The sequence below is a fragment of the Microbacterium sp. RU1D genome, assembly GCF_900156435.1.
Classification (GTDB): Bacteria; Actinomycetota; Actinomycetes; order Actinomycetales; family Microbacteriaceae; genus Microbacterium.
The window spans coordinates 624,980-647,049 of sequence record NZ_FTPQ01000002.1 but is presented as its reverse complement, the minus strand read 5'-3'; the positions used below and the strand labels follow the sequence as shown (position 1 = coordinate 647,049).

18 protein-coding genes are annotated in these 22,070 nt (G+C 70.0%); 15 read left to right on the top strand and 3 right to left on the bottom strand.

All coding sequences use genetic code 11. The annotated features are described in order from the left end of the window. The first annotated feature begins 28 nt into the window (after positions 1 to 28). The 10 genes from B0B15_RS11830 (at position 29) to B0B15_RS11785 (ending at position 12,930) form a co-directional block, all read left to right on the top strand. Positions 29 to 958, top strand: coding sequence for an ABC transporter permease (locus tag B0B15_RS11830; RefSeq protein WP_076676285.1), 930 nt, complete (start codon positions 29 to 31; stop codon positions 956 to 958). Beyond that, positions 948 to 1,895, top strand: coding sequence for an ABC transporter permease (locus B0B15_RS11825; RefSeq protein WP_076676283.1), 948 nt, complete (start codon positions 948 to 950; stop codon positions 1,893 to 1,895). Before B0B15_RS11830 ends, B0B15_RS11825 begins: the two co-directional genes overlap by 11 nt. After that, positions 1,892 to 3,556: an ABC transporter ATP-binding protein gene (locus tag B0B15_RS11820; RefSeq protein WP_076676282.1), complete on the top strand. Its 1,665-nt coding sequence runs from the start codon at positions 1,892 to 1,894 to the stop codon at positions 3,554 to 3,556. The genes B0B15_RS11825 and B0B15_RS11820 overlap by 4 nt, the downstream gene beginning before the upstream one ends. A gap of 38 nt (positions 3,557 to 3,594) precedes the next feature. Then, complete coding sequence (locus B0B15_RS11815) at positions 3,595 to 4,143, top strand: hypothetical protein (protein ID WP_256714474.1); 549 nt, start codon at positions 3,595 to 3,597, stop codon at positions 4,141 to 4,143. Between the two features lie 220 nt (positions 4,144 to 4,363). Beyond that, positions 4,364 to 5,344 (top strand): ABC transporter permease, encoded by a 981-nt coding sequence (locus B0B15_RS11810; RefSeq protein WP_076676278.1) that lies wholly within the window; start codon positions 4,364 to 4,366, stop codon positions 5,342 to 5,344. Between the two features lies 1 nt (position 5,345). Beyond that, on the top strand, positions 5,346 to 6,269 hold the full coding sequence (locus B0B15_RS11805; protein ID WP_076676276.1) for an ABC transporter permease: 924 nt from the start codon (positions 5,346 to 5,348) through the stop codon (positions 6,267 to 6,269). Then, positions 6,262 to 8,454 carry a dipeptide ABC transporter ATP-binding protein gene (locus B0B15_RS11800; RefSeq protein ID WP_083708991.1) on the top strand — a complete coding sequence of 731 codons (2,193 nt, stop codon included), beginning with the start codon at positions 6,262 to 6,264 and terminating at the stop codon, positions 8,452 to 8,454. The genes B0B15_RS11805 and B0B15_RS11800 overlap by 8 nt, the downstream gene beginning before the upstream one ends. A gap of 4 nt (positions 8,455 to 8,458) precedes the next feature. Beyond that, positions 8,459 to 10,135 carry an ABC transporter family substrate-binding protein gene (locus B0B15_RS11795; protein ID WP_076676274.1) on the top strand — a complete coding sequence of 559 codons (1,677 nt, stop codon included), beginning with the start codon at positions 8,459 to 8,461 and terminating at the stop codon, positions 10,133 to 10,135. A gap of 156 nt (positions 10,136 to 10,291) precedes the next feature. Next, on the top strand, positions 10,292 to 12,205 hold the full coding sequence (gene typA, locus B0B15_RS11790; protein ID WP_076676272.1) for a translational GTPase TypA: 1,914 nt from the start codon (positions 10,292 to 10,294) through the stop codon (positions 12,203 to 12,205). Continuing rightward, positions 12,205 to 12,930: a creatininase family protein gene (locus tag B0B15_RS11785; protein ID WP_076676270.1), complete on the top strand. Its 726-nt coding sequence runs from the start codon at positions 12,205 to 12,207 to the stop codon at positions 12,928 to 12,930. The genes typA and B0B15_RS11785 overlap by 1 nt, the downstream gene beginning before the upstream one ends. Before the next feature lie 9 nt (positions 12,931 to 12,939). On the opposite strand, the gene B0B15_RS11780 is transcribed toward B0B15_RS11785, so the two are convergent. Together B0B15_RS11780 and B0B15_RS11775 are read right to left on the bottom strand one after the other, a co-directional pair. Continuing rightward, positions 12,940 to 14,343 carry an amidohydrolase gene (locus tag B0B15_RS11780; RefSeq protein WP_083708989.1) on the bottom strand — a complete coding sequence of 468 codons (1,404 nt, stop codon included), beginning with the start codon at positions 14,341 to 14,343 and terminating at the stop codon, positions 12,940 to 12,942. Continuing rightward, on the bottom strand, positions 14,340 to 15,368 hold the full coding sequence (locus B0B15_RS11775; protein WP_076676268.1) for a LacI family DNA-binding transcriptional regulator: 1,029 nt from the start codon (positions 15,366 to 15,368) through the stop codon (positions 14,340 to 14,342). The genes B0B15_RS11780 and B0B15_RS11775 overlap by 4 nt, the downstream gene beginning before the upstream one ends. 181 nt (positions 15,369 to 15,549) lie before the next feature. Between B0B15_RS11775 and B0B15_RS11770 the strand changes: the two genes are divergently transcribed. Genes B0B15_RS11770 through B0B15_RS11750 form a run of 5 tightly spaced genes read left to right on the top strand, consistent with a single transcriptional unit; the run spans position 15,550 to position 21,688 of the window. Then, on the top strand, positions 15,550 to 16,596 hold the full coding sequence (locus B0B15_RS11770) for a BMP family lipoprotein (protein WP_076676266.1): 1,047 nt from the start codon (positions 15,550 to 15,552) through the stop codon (positions 16,594 to 16,596). Then, entirely contained in the window at positions 16,596 to 18,128 is a 1,533-nt protein-coding gene (locus B0B15_RS11765) for an ABC transporter ATP-binding protein (RefSeq protein ID WP_076676264.1), read from the top strand. The genes B0B15_RS11770 and B0B15_RS11765 overlap by 1 nt, the downstream gene beginning before the upstream one ends. Then, entirely contained in the window at positions 18,125 to 19,213 is a 1,089-nt protein-coding gene (locus B0B15_RS11760; RefSeq protein WP_076676262.1) for an ABC transporter permease, read from the top strand. The genes B0B15_RS11765 and B0B15_RS11760 overlap by 4 nt, the downstream gene beginning before the upstream one ends. Then, a complete protein-coding gene (locus B0B15_RS11755; protein WP_076676260.1) occupies positions 19,210 to 20,484 on the top strand; it encodes an ABC transporter permease in 1,275 nt (424 codons plus the stop codon). Before B0B15_RS11760 ends, B0B15_RS11755 begins: the two co-directional genes overlap by 4 nt. 4 nt (positions 20,485 to 20,488) lie before the next feature. Beyond that, a complete protein-coding gene (locus B0B15_RS11750; RefSeq protein ID WP_076676258.1) occupies positions 20,489 to 21,688 on the top strand; it encodes an amidohydrolase family protein in 1,200 nt (399 codons plus the stop codon). Positions 21,689 to 21,692: 4 nt separating this feature from the next. On the opposite strand, the gene B0B15_RS11745 is transcribed toward B0B15_RS11750, so the two are convergent. Continuing rightward, positions 21,693 to 22,061 carry a DUF2200 domain-containing protein gene (locus B0B15_RS11745; RefSeq protein ID WP_076676257.1) on the bottom strand — a complete coding sequence of 123 codons (369 nt, stop codon included), beginning with the start codon at positions 22,059 to 22,061 and terminating at the stop codon, positions 21,693 to 21,695. Positions 22,062 to 22,070: the final 9 nt, after the last annotated feature.

Genomic DNA, 22,070 nt, shown 5'->3' with positions numbered 1-22,070 from the left:
GCGTTTCCCACGTTCGAAAAGAGAGCGGATGCTCGGCTACATCCTCAGACGTCTGCTGCAGGTGCTTCCCGTGTTCTTCGGGGCCACGCTGCTGATCTACTTCATGGTCTTCGCCATGCCCGGAGACCCGATCCTCGGTCTCTTCGGCGACAAGACCCCCGCTCCGCAGGTCGTCGAAGCCCTGCGGGCGCAGTACCACCTCGACCAGCCCTTCATCGTCCAGTACTTCCTGTACCTCGGCGGCATCTTCCAGGGCGACCTGGGTACGACCTTCTCGGGTCAGTCCGTCAACGAGGTGCTCGCGCGCACGCTGCCCGTCACCGGGCGCCTGGCCGTGATGGCCCTCGCCATCGAGTTCATCCTCGCGATCGTCATCGGCACCATCTCGGCGGTCCGCAAGGGCAAGCTGTTCGACAATGTCGCGCTCGTCGTCGCGCTGCTGTTCGTCGCCCTGCCCATCTTCGTGGCCTGCTTCCTCGCGCAGTACTTCCTCGCCGTCCAGCTGGGGTGGTTCCGACCGACCGTGGGCGCGCAGAACGACTGGGGCGATCTGATCCTGCCGGCCCTCGTGCTCGGATTCAGCCTGTTCGCCACGAGCATGCGCCTCATGCGCGGTTCGGTCATCGACACGCTCAACCAGGACTGGGTCCGCACGGCCTACTCCAAGGGCCTCTCGCGTCGTCGCGTCATCCCCGTGCACGTGCTGCGCAACTCGCTCATCCCGGTCATCACCAACTCCGCCACCAACTTCGGTGTGCTGCTGGTCGGTGCCACCGTGACCGAGGGCATCTTCAACATCCCCGGCGTCGGCAACACGCTCTACCAGGCGACCATCCGCGGCGAAGGCCCCACGGTCGTCTCGTTCGTGACCGTCTTCGTCATCATCTACGTGCTGGTCAACCTCGTCGTCGACCTTCTGTACGGTCTCCTTGACCCGAGGATCCGCTATGTCAAGTAATCGATTCCCGGCGCCGCACTACGTCGCCCCCATCAAGACCGAGACCATCTCGGTGGACGCCGTTCGCGTCGCCGCCCGCAAGAGCAACCTCTGGCTCGACGCCTGGCGCGACCTGCGTCGTCGTCCCACGTTCTGGATCGCCCTGGCCGTCATGGCCGTCGTGATCCTCATGGCCGTGTTCCCGACCCTGTTCACGCAGGTGCCGCCGAACAACGACTGCCAGCTGTCGAACAGCAACGGCGGCCCGCAGGCGGGTCACATCCTCGGATTCACGTTCCAGGGCTGCGACACCTTCTCGCGCATCGTGTGGGGAGCCCGCACCTCGCTGTCGGTGGGTCTGCTCGCCACGGCGATCGGCACGATCATCGGCCTCATCATGGGCTCGCTGTCGGGCTTCTACGGCGGATGGCTCGACGCGGTGATCTCCCGCGTCGGCGACATCTTCTTCTCGATCCCCTACATCCTCGCGGCGATCGTCGTCATGAGCGTCTTCTCGCAGTACCGCAACGTGCTCACCCTGGCGTTCGCGATCGGCGGGTTCGCGTGGGCGTCCACGGCGCGTGTCGTGCGCGCCGAGGTCCTGCGCGTGCGTCAGGCCGACTACGTCGCAGCGTCGCAGGCCCTCGGGCAGTCGCGCTTCAAGACGCTGCTCACCCACGTCATCCCCAACGCCATCGCCCCTCTGCTGGTCGTGACGACCATCAGCCTCGCGGCGGCCATCGTGGCCGAGGCGACCCTGTCGTTCCTCGGTGTCGGCCTCGGCGGCGACACCATGTCGTGGGGTAACGACATCAGCCAGGCGCAGCAGTCGCTTCGCGTCGCGCCGGCCGCGCTGATCTGGCCGTCGCTGGCGCTGACCGTGACGGTGCTGGCGTTCATCATGCTGGGCGAGCTCATCCGAGACGCCATCGACCCGAGAGCGAGGGCCCGCCGATGAGCGACGCCACCATGACGCCTCTGCTGTCCGTGCGCGACCTCAAGGTCGCCTTCGAGGGTCAGGGCGGCTCCCGCCAGGTCCTGCACGGCGTGAGCCTCGACGTCTACCCCGGACAGACCGTGGCCATCGTGGGCGAGTCGGGTTCCGGCAAGTCGACCACCGCCTCCGCGGTGATCGGACTGCTGCCCGGCACCGGCCACGTGACCGGAGGCAGCATCACGCTCGACGGGCGTGAGCTGACCGACCTCACCTCGTCGCAGTTCGAGTCGGTGCGCGGCAAGGACATCGGATACGTCCCGCAGGACCCGATGTCCAACCTCAACCCGGTGTGGAGCATCGGCTTCCAGGTCAAGGAGGCGATCCGGGCCAACGGCATCGCCACCGGTCGCAAGGAGGTCGAGAAGCGCGCGATCGAGGTGCTCAAGCAGGCGGGTCTCGCCGACGCCGAGCGCCGTCTGCACCAGTACCCGCACCAGTTCTCCGGCGGCATGCGCCAGCGCGCGCTCATCGGCATCGGCCTCGCAGCCGACCCGAAGCTGCTGATCGCCGACGAGCCGACCTCGGCCCTCGACGTCACGGTGCAGCGCGTGATCCTCGACCACATGGCATCCCTCACCCGGGAGCGCGGCACCTCGGTGCTGCTCATCACGCACGACCTGGGTCTGGCCGCCGAGCGCGCCGACACCATCGTGGTGATGAACCAGGGCGAGATCGTCGAGTCGGGTCCGAGCCGCGAGATCCTCGAGAACCCGCAGCACCCGTACACCCAGCGGCTTGTCGCCGCGGCGCCGAGCATCGCCTCGCAGCGCATCCAGGCGAAGGCGGAGGACCGCGGCATCCTGCGCGAAGCCGACCTCGACGCACCGGCAACCGTGAAGGTGACCGACCTGGTCAAGGAGTACAAGATCCGCCAGGGCGGGTTCCGCAGCGAGCAGTTCCGCGCGGTCGACGGGGTCTCGTTCGAGATCCCTCGCGGCAAGACGCTCGCCCTCGTGGGCGAGTCGGGCTCGGGCAAATCGACGATCGCCAAGATGGTGCTCAAGCTCGAGGAGCCCACCTCGGGCTCGATCGAGGTCGACGGCGTCAACACGGGCAAGCTGAACGCGAAGGACACCTTCAACCTCCGCCGGCGCATGCAGCCGGTGTTCCAGGACCCGTACGGTTCGCTCGACCCGCTGCGCAGCATCGGCAACCTCATCGCCGAGCCGCTCAACATCCACAAGGTGGGCGACGGCGCGTCGCGGCGCGAGCGTGTGGAGGAGCTCCTCGAGCAGGTCGCCCTCCCGCAGGAGCTCGCCTCGCGCTACCCGAACGAGCTGTCCGGCGGTCAGCGTCAGCGCGTCGCGATCGCGCGCGCTCTCGCGCTGAAGCCCGACATCCTCGTGCTCGACGAGGCCGTCTCGGCCCTCGACGTGCTGGTGCAGGCGCAGATCCTCCAGCTTCTGGCGGAACTGCAGTCCGAGCTCGGCCTGACGTACCTGTTCATCACGCACGACCTCGCCGTCGTCCGCGTCGCCGCCGACCTGGTGTGCGTCATGGAGCGCGGCAAGCTCGTCGAGCAGGGCACCGTCGACGAGATCTTCGCGCAGCCGTCGCAGGAGTACACGCGGCGTCTGCTCGACGCGATCCCCGGCGCTTCGCTGCAGCTGGGCGGCGCGTGACGCGCGACGAGCGCTTCCGGGGCGCGGAGCACCCACGGGTGTTCCGCGCCCCGTCGTCGGTCGTCGGGCTCGTGCTCGGCGCCGCGCTCGGGGTCGTCCTGCTGGGGGATGCCGCGCTCCGCGCCGGCGTCGGCGAGATGCTGCTCCTCGCGCCGTGGGTGCTGTTGGCGGTCTGGGCCGTGTACGCCCTGCTGTTCGCGCCTCACGTGCGCGTCGACGCGAGCGGCATCCGGATCCACAATCCGCTGCGCATCACCGACATCGCCTGGGCGCGGGTGACCGACATCGACATGCGCTGGCAGCTCGAGGTGCGCACCGACGAACCGCGTGTCGCGAAGGCGTTCGGCGGCCCGGTGGCGGGCCGGCCCGGGCGTCCCGCGCTGCGGCACGACGACGAACGCGGGCGCCGCGAGCCGCCCGCCATCCGCGATCTGCAACTCATCCAGGACGCGTGGGAATCCGCGCGGGCGACCGCTCCGGCCGACGGGGCCGTTCGTCGTTTCTGGGACATTCCCGCGCTGATTTCCCTGGCGGTTCTCATCGTCTGGGTTATTATCGCTTTGTTCATTTCCGGCGGTGCCCGCTGAGCGCAGTGCTGCGCCAGCTCCCACCGCTCGTGACAAAGCGCCATGTAAGGGCTTTGTTACGGTCGTGAAAAGTGTGTTCCCCCGGCACACGTTCCGCGAGAAGCCGACGTAGGGTCTGTGAAGATCCTTAGCCAGGCGAAAGAATCGGCGGGGATCTCGACGGCGAGAGGACCACCACCATGCAGACCACCGACACGTTCCGGACGGGCTCGCGCGCGTCATGACGCTGTACGTTCTGCGGAGGTTCCTGAACTACGCCGTTCTGAGCCTGCTGGCCACCTGCCTCGCGTACGTTCTCGGCAGTGCCCTGCTGCGTCCCCAGGACCGCTTCTACGGCATGAACCCGCGTCCGCCGGAGGACTCGATCATCGCGAGCCTGAACGCGCTGGGCGCCAACCCCGACGTGCCGATCCTGGTCCGGCTGTGGAACTGGCTGGTCAACCTGTTCACGAAGTTCTCGCTGGGCTCGACCATCGGCGGTCAGGACGTCGTCGCCGAGATCTCGGCCCGCGCCGGCACGAGCCTGCGCCTGCTGCTCATCGGTTCGCTCATCGGCGCCGTCGTCGGCGTGCTCATCGGCGTGTGGGGCGCCGTGCGCCAGTACCGCGCGAGCGACCAGGTGACCACCTACGCCTCGTACCTGGTGTTCGCGACCCCGACGTTCGTCATCGGCGTCCTGCTGATGATCGCGGCGACCGGTTTCAACAACGTCCTCGGCACGCAGGTCATCCGCTTCACCGGCGAGTACACCGCCGGGATCGACGGGTTCTGGCCGGTCGTCGCCGACCGCGCCGTGCACCTGCTGCTGCCCACGATCGCCCTCGTCCTCATCAGCGCCGCCTCGTACTCGCGCTATCAGCGCAGCATGATGCTCGACGTGCTCGGCGCGGACTACATCCGCACCGCCCGCGCCAAGGGACTGCCGCGGACGCAGGCGCTGTTCCGCCACGGTGTGCGCATCGCGCTCATCCCGATGTCGACGTTCTTCGCGTACAGCTTCGGCACCCTGATCGCCGGGTCCACCATGCTCGAGATCGTCTTCTCCTGGCGCGGCATGGGGCAGTTCCAGCTCAACGCCGTCACCCAGCAGGACATCAACGCGGTGGCAGGCTCCACCCTGTTCGTCGCGGTGCTCGTGCTGCTGTCATCCACCCTGTCCGAAGTGCTCTACGCAGCCCTCGACCCGAGAGTGAGGAGCTGACATGACGATGCAGGAAGAGGCCCTCGACGGCACGCTCGTCGCCACCAGCCCGGTCACCCGCGAGCGCAAGCCGCTCTCGCGCGGCGCCCTCGTCCGCGCCCGACTGCGCAAGATGCCCCGGTTCTGGGTGGGCGCGAGCATCCTCGTGTTCATCGTGCTGTGGGCCTTCGTCGGACCGCTGCTGTACCCCTACGGGCCGAGCGAGCGCGACTTCCTCAACGTCGGCCTCGGGCCGACGCAGCTGCACTGGTTCGGCACGAACGGCATCGGCCAGGACATCTACGCCCAGACCCTCGTCGGGCTGCAGAAGTCGCTGATCATCGGCGCCCTCGCCGGCATCGGCGCGACGCTCATCGCCGCCGCGGTGGGATCGGTCGCGGGTTACCTCGGCGGCAAGATCGACGCGGTCATCGGGTGGCTGATCCACCTGCTGCTCGTCATCCCGTCGTTCTTCATCCTCGTGCTGCTGAGCCCGCTGACGCGCGGTCTCTCCTGGCTGGCGCTGACGTTCTTCCTCGCCGCGTTCAGCTGGATGATCCTCGCGCAGGTCGTCCGCAACCAGACCCGGTCGCTGCGCAACCGCGACTTCGTGCGCGCTGCGCGCTACATGGGCATGCCGACGCGCCAGATCCTCGGCCGCCACATCATCCCCAACATCGCGTCGCTGCTCATCATCGACGCGACGCTCGGCATCGTCGCGGCCATCATGGCCGAGACCTCGCTCAGCTACTTCGGTTTCGGCGTCCAGGCCCCCGACGTCTCGCTCGGCACGCTGCTGGCGGCCGGCACGTCGGCCGCGGTGACCCGTCCGTGGCTGTTCGTGTACCCCGCCGGCGTGCTGATCGTGCTGCTCCTGGCCATCAGCCTCATCGGCGACGCTCTGCGCGACGCCATCGACCCCACCTCGGGAGCGAACCGTGACTGACACCCGTTCCGCCACCCTGCTGTCGTCCACCGGGCGCACCCCGCTGCTGTCGGTCCGCGACCTCAGCGTCACCTTCCCGCAGCGCGAGGGCGGCGATGTGCGCGCCGTGCGCGGCATCTCGTACGACGTGCACGAGGGCGAGTTCCTCGGGATCGTCGGCGAGTCGGGCTCCGGCAAGAGCGTCTCGTCGCTCGCGGTCATGGGGCTGCTGCCCTCGAACGCGCGCGTCGAGGGCGACATCCTCTACGACGGACGCTCGCTGCTGTCGATGAACGACGCCCAGCTGTCGAAAATTCGCGGCGCCGAGCTCGCGATGGTCTTCCAGGACCCCCTCTCCGCGCTGACCCCGGTGTACACCGTGGGCGAGCAGATCTCCGAGGGTCTGCGCCTGCACGACCGCGCGCTGTCGGCCCAGGCCGCGCACGCGCGTTCGGTGGAGCTGCTGAAGCTCGTCGGCATCCCGGATGCCGAGCGCCGGGCGCGCGCGTACCCGCACGAGTTCTCGGGCGGCATGCGCCAGCGCGCGATGATCGCCATGGCGATCGCCAACGACCCGCGCGTGATCATCGCCGACGAGCCGACCACGGCCCTGGACGTCACCATCCAGGCGCAGATCCTCGAGGTGCTGCAGAAGGCGCGCGAGGTGACGGGAGCTGCCGTCGTGCTCATCACCCACGACCTCGGCGTCGTCGCCGGTCACGCGGACCGCGTCGCGGTGATGTACGCGGGCACGCTCGTCGAGCGCGGCTCGGTCGACGAGATCTTCCACGACCCGCACATGCCGTACACCGTGGGCCTGCTGCGCTCCGTCCCCAACATGCAGACCGCGGGGTCGCACCGGCTCGTGCCCCTCGAGGGGCGGCCGCCGTCCCTGGCGAAGCTGCCGAAGGGCTGCCCGTTCGCTGCGCGCTGCCCGATCGCGATCGACGCGTGCCTCGAGGTGGAGCCGGAGCTCGTGATGCACGGGTCCGACCCCGACCACGTCGCGGCCTGCATCCGCGCCGACGAGATCTCCTCGGGTGCGCTGTCGCGGCCCGACATCTTCCCGCGCCCCGAGGCGCTGGGCGAGATCCCCCCGCTGCGACCGGACGTCACCCCGGCCGTGGAGGTCACCGATCTCACGAAGCACTTCCCGCTGATGAAGGGCGCCGTCTTCCCGCGGCGCGTGGGGACCGTCCGCGCGGTCGACGGCATCTCGTTCTCGATCCAGCCCGGCCGCACCATGGGGTTGGTGGGGGAGTCCGGGTGCGGCAAGACCACGACGATCCTCGAGATCATGGAGATGGTGGCGCCCCAGAGCGGTAGCATCCGGATCAACGGAACGGATGTCGCCACGGTCAGCCGCAAGGACAAGGCGACGCTGCGCAAGGGCATCCAGATCGTCTTCCAGGACCCGATGGGGGCCATCGACCCGCGCCTGCCGGTCGGCGAGGTCATCACCGAGCCGCTGCTGGTGCAGGGCGTGCCGCGCGCCGAGCGCGACCGCAAGATGCGCGAGCTGCTCGACCTCGTGGGGCTCGACCCGACCATGTCGGACCGCTACCCGCACGAGTTCTCGGGCGGTCAGCGCCAGCGCATCGGCATCGCCCGCGCGCTCGCGACCGACCCCGCCGTCGTCGTTCTCGACGAGCCGGTCTCGGCCCTCGACGTGTCGATCCAGGCCGGCGTCATCAATCTGCTCGAAGACCTGAAGGAGCGGTTGGGGCTGTCCTTCCTCTTCGTCGCCCACGACCTCGCCGTCGTCCGGCAGATCGCCGACGACGTCTCGGTGATGTACCTCGGACGCATCGTCGAGCAGGGCCCCGTCGACGCCGTGTTCGACGACCCGCGGCATCCTTACACGAAGGCCCTCATCTCGGCGGCACCGATCCCGGACCCCCGCATCGAGCGCGCGCGCACCCGCATCCTGCTCGACGGCGACCTGCCGAGCCCCACGCAGGAGATCTCGGGATGCCGCTTCCGCACGCGGTGCCCGTTGTACCGCCTGCTGCCCGACGCCGACCGGCGCCGGTGCGACTCCGACGACCCCGGTCTGCGCCCCTCGGCGCGGTCCGAGGTGGCGTGCCACTACGCCGAACGCTCCGACCTCGTCCTCGAGACGGCGTCGGCCGCGTCCCCCCGAACGTCTGCGCTCGACGGCACCACGTCGTCGCAGACCCTCCCCGATCACCAACGAGAGGACTGATCACATGATCCGCAAAGCGAAGGCTCTCGGCGCACTCGCGCTGCTGAGCGCCGCCGCCCTGGCCGTCGCCGGGTGCGCGCCGGGCAACACCGCTGCACCCTCGGCGAACCCCGACGACCAGAACTCGCTGCCGTCGACCGCGTGGGTGCGTGCCGATGCGGCCGACGTGCAGGACGGCGGCACTCTGACGCTGGCCGTCTCGTCGCTGCCGGTGAACTGGAACATCTACCAGATCGACGGCAACGAGCGCGACACCAACGACATCTACGCCACGATGAGCGGCGGTCCGATCAAGATCAACGAGTCAGGCGAGCCCGTCGTCGACGAGAACTACGCCTCCTCGGCGGAGCTCGTGAGCGAAGACCCGCAGGTCGTCGAGGTCAAGCTCAACCCGGATGCCGTCTGGGAGGACGGCACGCCCATCACCGTCGCCGACTACCAGGGGATGTGGAAGGCCAACAACGGCTCCAACCCCGACTACATCGTCACCTCGACCACCGGGTGGGACCAGGTCTCCTCCGTCGAGCAGGGCGAGGACGAGTTCGACCTCAAGATCACCTTCTCGTCGGTCTTCGCCGACTGGCAGTCGTTGCTCAGCCCCGTGCTGAAGGCCAGCGTCACCGCCGACCCGACGACCTTCAACACCGGATACACGACGCAGGCCGTGCCGTCGTCGGGCCCCTTCAAGGTGAGCTCGATCGACGCCACCGGTGGCGTCGCGACGCTCGAGCGCAACCCCAACTGGTGGGGCGAGACCCCGAAGCTCGAGACCATCGTCTTCCGCGCCGTCAGCCAGGACCAGCAGGGCTCGTCCTTCAGCAACGGTGAGATCGACGCCGTCGAGATCTCGGCCAACGCCGACCTCTACCAGACCGCCCAGAACGTGCAGGGCGCGCAGATCGAGGCCTCGAACGGTCTGACGTGGACGCACATCACCATGCGCGCCTCGGACGGCCCGCTCGCCGACGTCAACGTCCGCAAGGCCGTGGCATCCATCGTCAACCGCGAGCAGATCGCCAACACGGCGAACTCGCCCGTGGGCGTTCCCGCCATCACGCAGGGCAGCTACATCTTCATGCCCGGTCAGGACGGCTACACCGACGAGGCCCTGCCCTACGACACCGACGCCGGAGCGCAGTACCTCGAAGACGCCGGCTACACCAAGGACGGCGACTCCTGGGTGAAGGACGGCACGCCGCTGTCGTTCTCGGTCACGGTTCCCGCCGACACGGCGACGAACATCCAGCGCGCCGAGCAGATCCAGGCCGACCTCAGCGAGTTCGGCATCCCCGTGGAGCTGAACTCGGTGCCCGTGGGCGGCTACTTCAGCGACTACATCATCCCCGGCGATTTCGAGATGGTCACCTTCTCGTGGGTCGGCACGGCCTACCCGATCTCGTCGACGCGTTCGCTGTTCACCCCCGTGGACTCGGAGCAGAACTTCACCGGCATCGCCGATGACCGCCTCGGCCCCCTGTGGGAGCAGGCGAACAACGAGCTCGACCCCGAGGCGCGTCTGGAGACCGCTCAGGAGATCGACAAGGTGCTGTGGGAGTCGGTGCCGATCATCCCGATCGCCCCGCTGCCCAACGTCTGGGCCGTCAAGGAGGGTCTCGTGAACTGGGGCGCCACCCAGTTCGAGACCGTCGACTGGACGATCGTCGGCTTCCAGAACAGCTGACGCACTCGATGAGAGGGGGCGGGGTCCTGCGGGATCCCGCCCCTTTCGCGTGTCCGCACGGTTCCTGAACGTGCGCTGCCGGGAGTGTCGGCGCGGCCCGGTAGACTAGGCGGGCCCGATTCCGGGCGCCACCCCGAATTTTCCTGGAGACCCTCCATGGCGCACGCCCTCCGTCCTGACCTCCGCAACGTCGCGATCGTCGCGCACGTCGACCACGGCAAGACGACCCTCGTCGACGCCATGCTCCGCCAGACCGGCTCGTTCGGCGACCACGCGCACGTCGAGGAGCGCGCGATGGACTCGAACGACCTCGAGCGCGAGAAGGGCATCACGATCCTCGCCAAGAACACGGCGATCACCTACAACGGCATCCACTCCGAGGTGCCCGTGACGATCAACGTCATCGACACCCCCGGTCACGCCGACTTCGGCGGCGAGGTCGAGCGCGGTCTGTCGATGGTCGACGGCGTCGTTCTGCTCGTCGACGCGTCCGAGGGCCCGCTGCCTCAGACCCGCTTCGTGCTGCGCAAGGCCCTCGAGGCCAAGCTCCCCGTCATCCTCCTGGTCAACAAGACCGACCGTCCCGATGCGCGCATCGCCGAGGTCGAGGAGGAGGCCCACGACCTGCTGCTGGGCCTCGCGTCCGACCTCGTCGACGACGTGCCCGACCTCGACGTCGACGCCCTGCTGGACGTGCCGGTCGTCTACGCCTCCGGCCGCGCCGGTGCCGCGTCGCTGAACCGTCCCGACAACGGTGCGCTGCCCGACAACGACGACCTCGAGCCGCTGTTCGCCGCGATCCTCGAGCACGTCCCGGCTCCGTCGTACGACGACGAGGCGCCGCTGCAGGCCTGGGTCACCAACCTCGACTCGAGCCCCTTCCTCGGCCGCCTCGCGCTGCTGCGTGTGTTCAACGGCACCCTCAAGAAGGGCCAGACGGTCGCCTGGGTGCGCTCCGACGGCACCACCAGCAACGCCCGCGTCACCGAGCTGCTCAAGACGCGCGCCCTTGAGCGCTTCCCCGCCGAAGACGCCGGTCCCGGCGACATCGTCGCGATCGCCGGTTTCCCCGACATCACGATCGGCGAGACCATCGCCGATCCGGAAGACGTGCGCCCGCTCAAGGCGATCACGGTCGACGACCCCGCCATCTCGATGACGATCGGCACCAACACCTCGCCCCTGATGGGCAAGGTCAAGGGCCACAAGCTCACGGCGCGCATGGTGAAGGACCGCCTCGACCGCGAGCTCATCGGCAACGTCTCGCTCAAGGTCGTCGACATCGGACGTCCCGACGCCTGGGAGGTCCAGGGCCGTGGTGAGCTCGCCCTCGCGATCCTCGTCGAGAACATGCGGCGCGAAGGCTTCGAGCTCACCGTCGGCAAGCCGCAGGTCGTGACCAAGCGCGGCGAGGACGGCAAGCTCAAGGAGCCCTTCGAGCACCTCACCATCGACGCCCCCGAGGAGCACCTCGGCGCGATCACGCAGCTCATGGCCGCCCGCAAGGGCCGCATGGACAACATGACCAACCACGGCACGGGCTGGGTGCGCATGGAGTTCGTCGTTCCCTCGCGCGGTCTCATCGGCTTCCGCAGCGAGTTCCTCACGATCACGCGCGGCACCGGCATCGCCAACGCCATCTCGCATGGCTACGACGACTGGGCGGGCTCCATCACGACCCGCCAGAACGGCTCGATCGTCGCCGACCGCATGGGCGTCGTCACCCCCTTCGCCATGATCGCCCTGCAGGAGCGCATGAGCTTCTTCGTGCAGCCGACCGAAGAGGTCTACGAGGGCATGGTCATCGGCGAGAATTCGCGCGCCGACGACATGGACGTCAACATCACCAAGGAGAAGAAGCTCACGAACATGCGTTCGTCGACCTCCGACTCCTTCGAGTCGATGACGCCCCCGCGCGTGCTCACGCTCGAGGAGTCGCTGGAGTTCGCCCGCGACGACGAATGCGTCGAGGTCACGCCCGAGAAGGTGCGCATCCGCAAGGTCGTGCTGGATGCGACCGAGCGCGGCCGCGCGGCATCCCGTCTGAAGCGTCAGGATGCCAACGCCTGATGCTCGAACTGGCCGGTGCCTCGTCCGCCGATGTGCGTGAACACGTCGCGGCGGGCGGGTGCCTGGCCGTGCTGGCCGTGGGCGCCCTCGAGGCCCACGGCCCGCACCTGCCCCTGAGCACCGACACGATCGTCGCCGAGCGCATCGCGCGGGCGGTCGCGGAGCGGTGCGACGGTGCGCTCCTCCCGGCGATCGCCTACGGCGAGACGTGGGCGACGTCGGGCTATCCGGGCACCATCTCGCTGTCGCCCGAGACGGTGCGGGCGCTCGCTCTCGACATCGTCCGGGGGGCGGCGGCATCCGGCCTGGATCGCGTCGTCATCGTCAACGGCGATTTCGGCAACCGCCTGCCGCTCGCGGCGGCCGCGCGCGACCTCGCCGCGGAGGGCCTGCGGGTCCTCGTGCTCGATCACCCCGGTCTCGCCGAAGCCGCCGACGCGGTGCGCGAGAGCGAACCCGCCGCGCCGGGGATGAACCACGCCGAGGAGATCGAGACCTCGATGGTGCTGGCATCCGCTCCCGAGCTCGTGCGGATGGAGCGCGCGGAGCCCGAGTACCCCGCGTTCCCGGTCGACTTCGGACTACGGCCCGTGCGTCTGCACGAGATCGGCGCGAGCGCGGTCTTCGGAGATCCCCGCCCGGCGACCGCGGAGAAGGGCGAGCGCCTCTTCGCCGCAGTGATCGACGCCGCCGTCGCGCAGGTCGAGCGCTTCCTCGCGGGCTGAGGCCGAGGCTCAGGGCGCGTAATCCTGGACGCGTCGTCCGTGCGAGCGGTCGGTCAGCGCTGGCAGACGCTCCGAGAGTTCCTCGACAGCCTCCTCGAGATCGATCGTCAGCAGCCGACGATCCCGGACGACGACCCGGCCGTCGACGATCACGGTCGTCACGTCTCCCTGGTGGGCGCTGAGGGCGAGCGAGTGCGCGAGGTCGTGCACGGGCTGCAGGTGCGGGGCGCGGAAGTCCACGAGCACGATGTCGGCGCGGAGCCCCGGCCGCAGGGCGCCGATCTCGCCGGCGAGCCCGAGCACCTCGGCGTTCTGACGCGTCGCAAGGTCGAGCAGGTGCGCAGAGGTCGCCCAGGTGGCATCCCCCGATGCGAACTTCTCGATCATGCCGAGCAGCCGCATGTTCTCCCACACGTCGAGCGTTATGCTGCCCGCGGCTCCGTCGGTGCCGATTCCGACGCTGATCCCGGCGTCGTGCAGCAGCCGCAGGGGAGTGGTGCCCTCCTGCCCGTGGAGCAGGTACGTCTTCGTGCACGAGGCGACGCCCACGCGGTCGGCCCAGGGGGCGAGCAGCCTCGCGTCCTCGGCGACGATGCCCGCGCCGTGGGCGATGAGCGCGCCGGCGGCGAGCACGCCGGTCTCGTGCAGGATGCCGATCGGGGTGCGGCCGTGGCGCGAGCGGCTGGACGCGGTCTGCGTGAGGTTCTCGGCGGCGTGGATGTGGATGCGCACGCCCAGCCGCTCGGCATCCCGGGCCGTCGCCCGCAGGTCGTCGTCGTCGACGGTGTACGGCGCGTGCGGGCCGAGGGCCGTGGTGATGCGTCCGTTCGCCGAGCCCGCGGCGTCGCGCGCGAAGGCCGCGCTGCGCTCGCGACCCGCCGCGCCCTCGGAGGAGAAGAAGGTGTCGGCGAGCAGGGCCCGGATGCCGGAGTCCTCGACCTCCTCCGCGATGGTCGACATGCCGAAGTAGTGGTCGGCGAAGGTGGTGACGCCGCCGAGGAGCAACTCGCCGATCGCGATGCGCGCGCCGAGGCGGATGTCGCGGTCGGTGAGGTTGACCTCCATGGGCCACACGTGGTCGTTGAACCACTCGGCGGTGGGCACGTCGGAGGCCGCGCCGCGGAACATGACCATCGGCGTGTGGGTGTGGCTGTTCACCAGGCCCGGGAGGGCGACGAGGCCGCGCGCGTCGATGACCTCGGCGTCGCTGTGCGACGCGGGGTCGACCTCGTCGTCGGGGACGATCCAGGCGATCCGTCCCGCGCTCACGCCGATGCTGTGGCCGGGAAGATCCCGCAGACCGCCCCTCGAGGCGGTGTCGGCGCGCGGCAGGTCGGGGTACCCCGGAGCAGGGCGGTGGGTCTCAGCGGCGACGCGGGCGTGACGGATGACGAGGTCCACGGGTGCGGTCATGTCTCCTCCTCGGGGGGTCGGGTGCTGGCGCCCACGACGAGGTCGGCGCTCAGTGCGGTGCGTCGCCGCGCGGCGACGCGGGAGCGCTGCGCGTGCTCGAGCATCTCGACGGCCTCGGCGCCCATCTGACGCCAGGGGTGCCGGAGCGAGGTCAGAGGCGTGCCCTGGGCATCGGGATACAGCTGCAGCAGGCTGGCGATCTGCACATCGTCCGGAACCCGGATGCCGCGCGCCCGCAGGACGGTGAGCACGCCGGTGGCCACATCGTCGTTGGCGCACACGAGCGTCTCGCCCCGGGCGACGGTGTCCCACAGCTCCTCCGCCGCGGTCACGCCGGCGAGCAGGTCGCTGCCGCGGTGCACCACGGCGCCTCGCGCGATGCCCCGCGCGGCACAGGCGTCCTCGACCGAGCGGATGCGCGTCGCGTCGGCGGGGGCATCGGGATCCAGACCGATCGTGATGATGCGCTGGGTGCCGGTGCGGGCGAGGTGGGTCGCGAGAAGTGCCGCCGAGGTCGTCTCGTCGAGGCTCACGGCGCTGGGGGTGTCGGGGTCGAGGAAACGACCCACCTGCACCATGGGCAGACCGTGCGACAGGCGCTGGGCGTGGCCCGAGGCTTCGATCGTGGGAGGACACACGATGAGCCCGTCGACCCGGCGGTCGAGCAGGTCGGCGACGCGCTCGTCGTGGTCGGCGCCGTCGGGGGCGACGTAACGGAGCAGGGCCCCGATGCCCTGGGCGTCGAGACTTTCGGTCACCGATTCGATGAGGGCGGACAGGAACACCGTGGCGTAACGGGGGAGGACGATCCCCACGCTCTGCGTGCGGTTCGAGCGGAGCGCGCTGGCGACGGCGTTATGGCGATAGCCGAGGCGCGCGGCGGCGGCGCGCACGCGCTTGAGGGTGTCGGGGGAGACGGGGCGTGATCCCGAGAGCGCGCGCGACACGGTCGCCGTGGAGACCCCTGCCTCGGAGGCCACGTCGGCGAGGGTGGCGAGCTCATCGGGCGGCGCAGAGTCGATCACCCGCTCATCGTACGCAATCGATTACCGGGTCAGCGGTCACGAAATCGAACGGCAACATGACGGAAATCGGCGGCAGCGTCGCCTGTGAGTAGGGTGGCTCTCGGTCGCATCCCCCTCATTCGTCCGACCAGTGTGCAATCGATTACATGACCTGCGCCCCACCCGAACCGAAGGAGTCCCCATGCCTCGCCCCCTCACCCGATCCCTGCTCACGATGGGCGGCGTCCTCACCGTCGCCGCTCTGGCGCTCACCGGCTGCGGGGGGAAGACCGCCGACACCGGCTCGGCCTCGGCCGCGTCCGACGGTCCGACGATCGCGCTGCTGTACGGCACTACCGGCGACTTCTCGTTCATGGACAGCGCCTACAAGGGGTTCACCGAGGCCCAGCAGGAAGAGTCCTTCGCGCCGCTGGAGCTCTCCAGCCCCAACACCGACGACTACCAGGACCGCGTCGACCTCGCGCTGTCGCAGAACGCCGCCCTCGCGATCGGCATCGGCTTCCAGTGGCAGCAGCCGATGTCCGAGACCGCCCACCCCGACACCGCGTTCGTGCAGGTCGACGCCGACACCGGCACGGTCATCGACGACGTCACCACGATCTCCTTCGCCGCCGAGCAGTCGTCGTACCTCGTGGGGGTCGCGGCGGCCCTGGCCTCAACCTCGCAGCACGTCGGCTTCGTCGGCGGAGTGGACCAGCCCAGCATCCAGAACTTCTACACCGGCTTCGAGGCCGGCGCGAAGTCGGTCGACCCGTCGATCGTCGTCGACAAGACCTACCTCGCGCCCCTCGGCGACTTCACCGGCTTCTCCGACCCGACCAAGGGCAAGGAGGCCGCGGCATCCATGTACGCCGGCGGCGCCGACGTCGTCTACGCGGCTGCCGGTGGATCCGGCCAGGGCGTCTACGAGGAGGCGGCCGCCAGCTCGACGGATGCCAAGAAGAACTGGGCCATCGGTGTCGACGCCGACGTCTACCAGACGGTCTCCGACACCATCAAGCCGTTCATCCTGACCTCGGCGATCAAGAACGTCGACGTCGCGGTGAAGACCTCGATCGCGGAGTTCCTGGACGGCTCGCTGGAGCCGGGCGAAGTGCGGTACGACCTGTCGAATGACGGCGTCGGCTACTCGACCTCGGGTGGCTTCCTCGACGCGTACGCCGACCAGCTCGCCGCGATCGAGAAGGACATCGTCGACGGCAAGATCACGGTTCCGACGGCCCTGTGATGACCGACGGGCAGGAGGTGCTGGTGCGCCTGAGCGGCATCGTGAAGCGGTTCGGGACGTTCACCGCGAACGACCGGATCGACCTGACGGTCCGCGCGGGAAGCGTGCACGCCGTGGTGGGTGAGAACGGCGCGGGCAAGTCGACGCTCATGAAGATCCTCTCCGGTGAGGAGAGCCCCGACGAGGGGACGATCGAGATCGACGGCGCTGCCGTGACGTTCCGCTCCCCGCGCGATGCGCAGGCGGCCGGCATCGGCATCGTGCACCAGCACTTCCTGCTCGCTCCCGCCCTGCGGGTCTGGGAGAACGTCGTCCTGGCCGATGAGCCCGGCCCGCCGGTGCTCATCGACGCCGCCCGCGCACGCCGAGAGGTAGGCGAGCTCGCCGAGCGCACCGGCTTCCCGGTCCCCGTCGACGCCGAGACCGAGGATCTCGGCGTCGGTACGCGCCAGCGCGTCGAGATCCTCAAGGTCCTGTACCGCGACGCGCGCATCATCATCCTCGACGAGCCGACGGCGGTGCTCGTCCCCGCCGAGGCCGAGGCCCTCTTCGCGGCGATGCGCGACTTCACGAGCGCCGGCGCGGCGGTCATCTTCATCTCCCACAAGCTCGACGAGGTGCTCTCCTTCGCCGACGACATCACGGTGATCCGCGCCGGTCGGGTGGTCGGCACCGCCGTGCCCGCCGAAACGACCGCGTCGCAGCTGGCGCGGCTGATGGTGGCATCCGAGATGCCCGTCGTGACCCCGCGCGAATCGCCGGTCTCGGAGCGGGTGGTGCTCGAGACGCGCGGGCTGACGGTCGCGGGAACCGAAGCCGTCCCGCTTCTCTCCGACGTCGCCTTCCGCGTGCACGCGGGGGAGATCGTCGGCGTGGCCGGCGTCGAGGGCAACGGACAGTCCGAACTCCTCGCCGCCCTCATCGGACGAGCGGATGCCACCGGCACGGTGCTCCTCGACGGTGACGACGTCAGCGCGGCGACGACCGTGCAGCGGCGCGCCCGCGGCATGGGCTACATCTCTGAGGATCGCCACCGCGACGGGATCGTGCTGCCGTTGTCCCTTCGCGACAACGCCGTGCTCGGCTACCAGCAGCTCGCCCCCGTGCGGCGCGGGCCCTGGTTCTCCCGCGCCGCGGCCGCGAAGGCGGCGGCCGAGATCATCGCGGCCTTCGACGTGCGCGGCGGGGGGCCCGCCACGAGAGCGGCGACCCTGTCGGGCGGGAATCAGCAGAAATTCATCGTGGGCCGCGAACTCCTGCGCTCCCCTCGCCTGCTCCTGGCCGCCCACCCCACGCGCGGCGTCGACATCGGCGCGCAGGCCGCGATCTGGAGCGAGCTCACCTCCGCTCGCGACCGCGGCCTCGCGACATTGCTCGTCTCGGCCGACCTCGACGAGATCCTCGCTCTGTCCGACCGCATCCTGGTGCTGCACCGGGGACGCATCGTGGCCGAGCTCGACGCCCGCGGCGTCGACGCCGGCACCGTCGGCGAGTACATGACCGGTGCGCGCGGCGGGGAGGAGGCCGCATGATCGCCCGCATCCTCCGCACCGCCGCCGGCCCGGTCATCGCGATCGTGCTCGCGCTGGTCGTCACGGCTCTGTTCCTCACCGTGTCCGGATACTCCGCGGCATCCGCCTTCGAGGTCATGTGGACCTACGGCACGACGCCGGAGTCCCTGGCATCCACCGTCAACAACGCCATCCCGCTGTACTTTGCCGGAATCGCGGCGGCCTTCTCGCTGCGCATGGGGCTGTTCAACATCGGCGTCGACGGCCAGTACCGCGTCGCGGCGCTCGTGGGCGCCGTCGTCGCCGCCTCGCTGCCGTTCCCGTTGTGGGTCACCCTCCCGCTGACGCTGCTCGCCAGTGCTGCGGCCGGCGCGGCGTGGGCCCTCGTCCCCGCCCTGCTGAAGGTGTACCGCGGGGTCAACGAGGTCATCACCTCGATCCTCATGAACGCGATCGCCACCACGGTCGTCGCGGTGCTGCTGGCCGACGTCTTCCGCTCCGGCGGGGGACAGAACACCGGCTCGGCGCCGATCGGCGAGAACGGCTCGATGCCCGCGCTCATCGACCTCGGCGGGCGCGTGCAGATCTCCGGCTTCCTCCCGCTCGCCGTGCTGCTCGGCATCGGGTTCTTCCTCCTGCACGAGCGCACCGTGTGGGGGTACACCGTGACGGTGGCGAACCTGTCTCCGGATGCCGCCGAGTCCGCCGGCATCTCGGTCCGGCGCCGCATCGTCACCTCGCTCCTGGCCTCCGGCGCCATCGCGGGCCTCGTGGGCCTGCCGCACGTGCTCGGAACCGCGCACCGGCTGGACGGCACGCTCCCCACCGATCTGATGTTCACCGGCTTGGCCGCCGCCCTGCTCGGCCGCTCCCATCCGATCGGCACGGCGCTGGGCGCCCTGGTGCTGGCGTTCGTGGAGCGCAGCGCCCAGGTGCTCGGCATCGTGAAACTCCCCACCGAGGTCGGAACGCTCTTCCTCGCGGTCGTGCTGCTGAGCTCGGCGCTCGGCTACTGGGTCGTGGAGAACGGCGAGCGTCGCCTGGCGCTCATGGCGGCGATCCGGCGTACCCGCGCCGGTCGTGCGAAGGAGGCGTCGACGAGATGACCGCAGCGACCACTGCCCCCGCGGCGTCCGCCGCCCCCTCCTCGGAGCGCCGGCGCGCGCGCAGCATCCTGTCCTCAGTGCTCCTCGGCTTCGGGCTCCTCCTCATCGCACAGTGGGTGTGCGATGCGCCCGGCCTGTCGTCCTCGTCGACGTGGGGTTCGGCCCTGCGGCTGACCGTCCCCATCGCCGTCGTCGCCGTCGGTGCGCTGTACTCCGAGCGTGCGGGCGTCATCAACGTGGGCCTGGAGGGCATGATGATCGGCGGCACGTGGGGGGCGGGCCTCTTCGGCTGGTTCGGCGGCCCGTGGGTCGCCCTCATCGGCGGTGTCGTCGGCGGGCTGGTCTTCGGGCTGCTCATGGCGGTTCTCTGCCTCGAACTCGGCCTGAACCAGCTCGTCGTCGGCGTCGCGATCAACGTGCTCGCCGCGGCCCTCGCCCGCTTCCTGTCCGACATCGTCTTCAGTGGGCTCGACGGCGGCAGCGTCGCGCGCTCGCCACGCATCGAGGGCAACGTCCCGCGGGTCAGCCTGCCGTTCCTCTCCGGCGGCTTCGGCACGCCCGACCCTCTGCGCGACCTGGAGGCCACCGGCATCCCGGTCCTCTCGCCCCTCGCGGGCATCGTCGGCGGCCTCACCCGTGACGTGTCCCTGGCCGCGATCATCGGCCTCGCCCTGATCCCTCTCACCGCGTTCGTGCTGTGGCGCACACGCTTCGGTCTGCGCATGCGGGCGTCGGGGGAGGAGCCGGCGGCCCTGCAGGCGCTCGGCGGACACGTGCACCGCACGCGCTACTCCGCCGTGCTCGTGGGCAGCGGTATGGCCGGCTTCGCCGGTGGCTATCTCGTCCTCATCTCGCAGGGCTACGTCGAGAACCAGGTCGCCGGTCGCGGCTTCATCGGCCTCGCGACCCTCATCTTCGGCAACTGGATGCCGGGAGGTGTCTTCGCGGGATCGGCCCTGTTCGGCTTCAGCGACGCGGTCGGGCTCGGCCGCCCGGAGACCTTCCGCGGGATGCTCTTCGTCCTCGGGGCCGTGTTCGTGGTCCTCGGCGGGGTGCGTCTGCGTCGCCGTCTCGGGGCCCGCGCGGCCGTCCCGTCGCTGATCCTCGGGGCGGTCCTGCTGGTCGCCGCCCTCGTCCTTCCCCTCCCGAGCGCGCTCGCGACGGCCGCCCCGTACCTCGTCACCCTCGCGGTGCTTGTGGTGGCGGGGACGCGCATGCGTCCGCCGCGCGCCCTCGGGAGATTCTTCCCCCGTCAGAACTCCTCGAGGTGATCGCATGAGCGTCAATGAAGTGTCCCGTGTCCACATCTGGGATGGGAGCGCGCATCGCGGCGTCGGAACGGTGAGCTGGAGCGCGGGCCGCATCTCCTCCGTCGACGTGGCAGACCCCGGCGGCGACGCGGAGCTGACGGTCATCCCCGGGCTGATCGACACGCACGTCCACCTGATCGGCAACGCCTCCGACACCCCGGCCGACTTCCTCTCGTGGCCGTTGACGACGCGCCCCGAGGAGCAGGTGCTGCACGGCCTCGCTCACGCGCGACGGGCGCTGACGGTCGGAGTCACCACGGTGCGGGACCTGGCCGCCGACGACATCCAGTTCTCGCTCGCCCGCGCTCTCGAGGCGGGAGTGGTCGAGGGCCCCCGCGTGCTCGCGCACGGCCTGGTCAACATGACCGGCGGCCACGGCGACCTCTTCACCCCGCCCGCGGTGGTCGACCGCAAGCCGGTGGCCGACGGCCCCGACGCGTGTCGCGCCCTCGTGCGGCGCTGGGCGCGCTCGGGTGCGGACGGCATCAAGGTCCCCGTCAGCGGCGGTGTGCTCTCCGTCGGCGATAAGGCATCGTGGCGCAATTACACGGATGCCGAGATCGCGGCGGTCGTCGACGAGGCGCACGCGCTGGGGATGCGCGTCGCCGCGCACGCCCACACCGAGGACGGGATCCGGCGCGCCCTCGCCCACCGCGTCGACTCCGTCGAGCACGCGACCAAGCTCACCGACGTCCTGGCCGCGCAGATGGTCGCGTACGGTACGACGGTCGCGCCGACGCTGCTCATCAACGACCGCATCGCAGACGGTTCGGTCGCGGTGGCCCCCGGTCAGCGCGAAATCGCGCAGGAGCTCGTCTCGGGGCGCGACCCCGTCTTCCGGGCCGCCGCCGCGGCCGGGGTGGAGTTCGTCCTCGGCACCGACGCGAACGGTTTCCACGTGGGCTTCGACGACCAATGGGAGGAACTGCGTGCGATGGCTCGGGTCTTCGACTGGGATGCCGCTCGCGCGCTTCAGGCGGCGACGTCGCGCGCGGCCGCGGCGATCGGCCGTGCCCGCGACCTCGGCCGTATCGCCGACGGTTTCGCCGCCGACCTGGTGGTGGTCCGCGGTCGGCCCTGGGAGGACACGGAGGCGCTCCGCGCCGAGTCGGTCGTCGCCGTCGTGGCGCGCGGTCGGCTGGTGGCGGGTTCGCTTCGCGAATAGGGGCTCACCCCGCGGGTGACGACACGCCCTCTCCGCCACGGAGGATCTTCGCGAGGGGGCGCCCCTTCGCCAGCTCGTCGACGAGCTTGTCGAGCACGCGGATGCGGTACATCAGCGGGTCGTCGATCTCCTCGACCCGGATGCCGCAGACCACGCCCGTGACCTGGCTCGCGTGCGGGCTGAGTGTCGCCTCGTCGAAGAACGCCCGGAAGCTCGTCGTGCCCTCGATGTGTCGCAAGAGGGCGGAGTCGTCGAACCCGGTCAGCCACCGGATGACGGCGTCCAGCTCCTCCTTCGTGCGCCCCTTTCGCTCGACCTTCGCCAGGTAGAGCGGGTACACCGAGGAGAACGCCATGTCGAAGACGCGGGACATGGCACCACC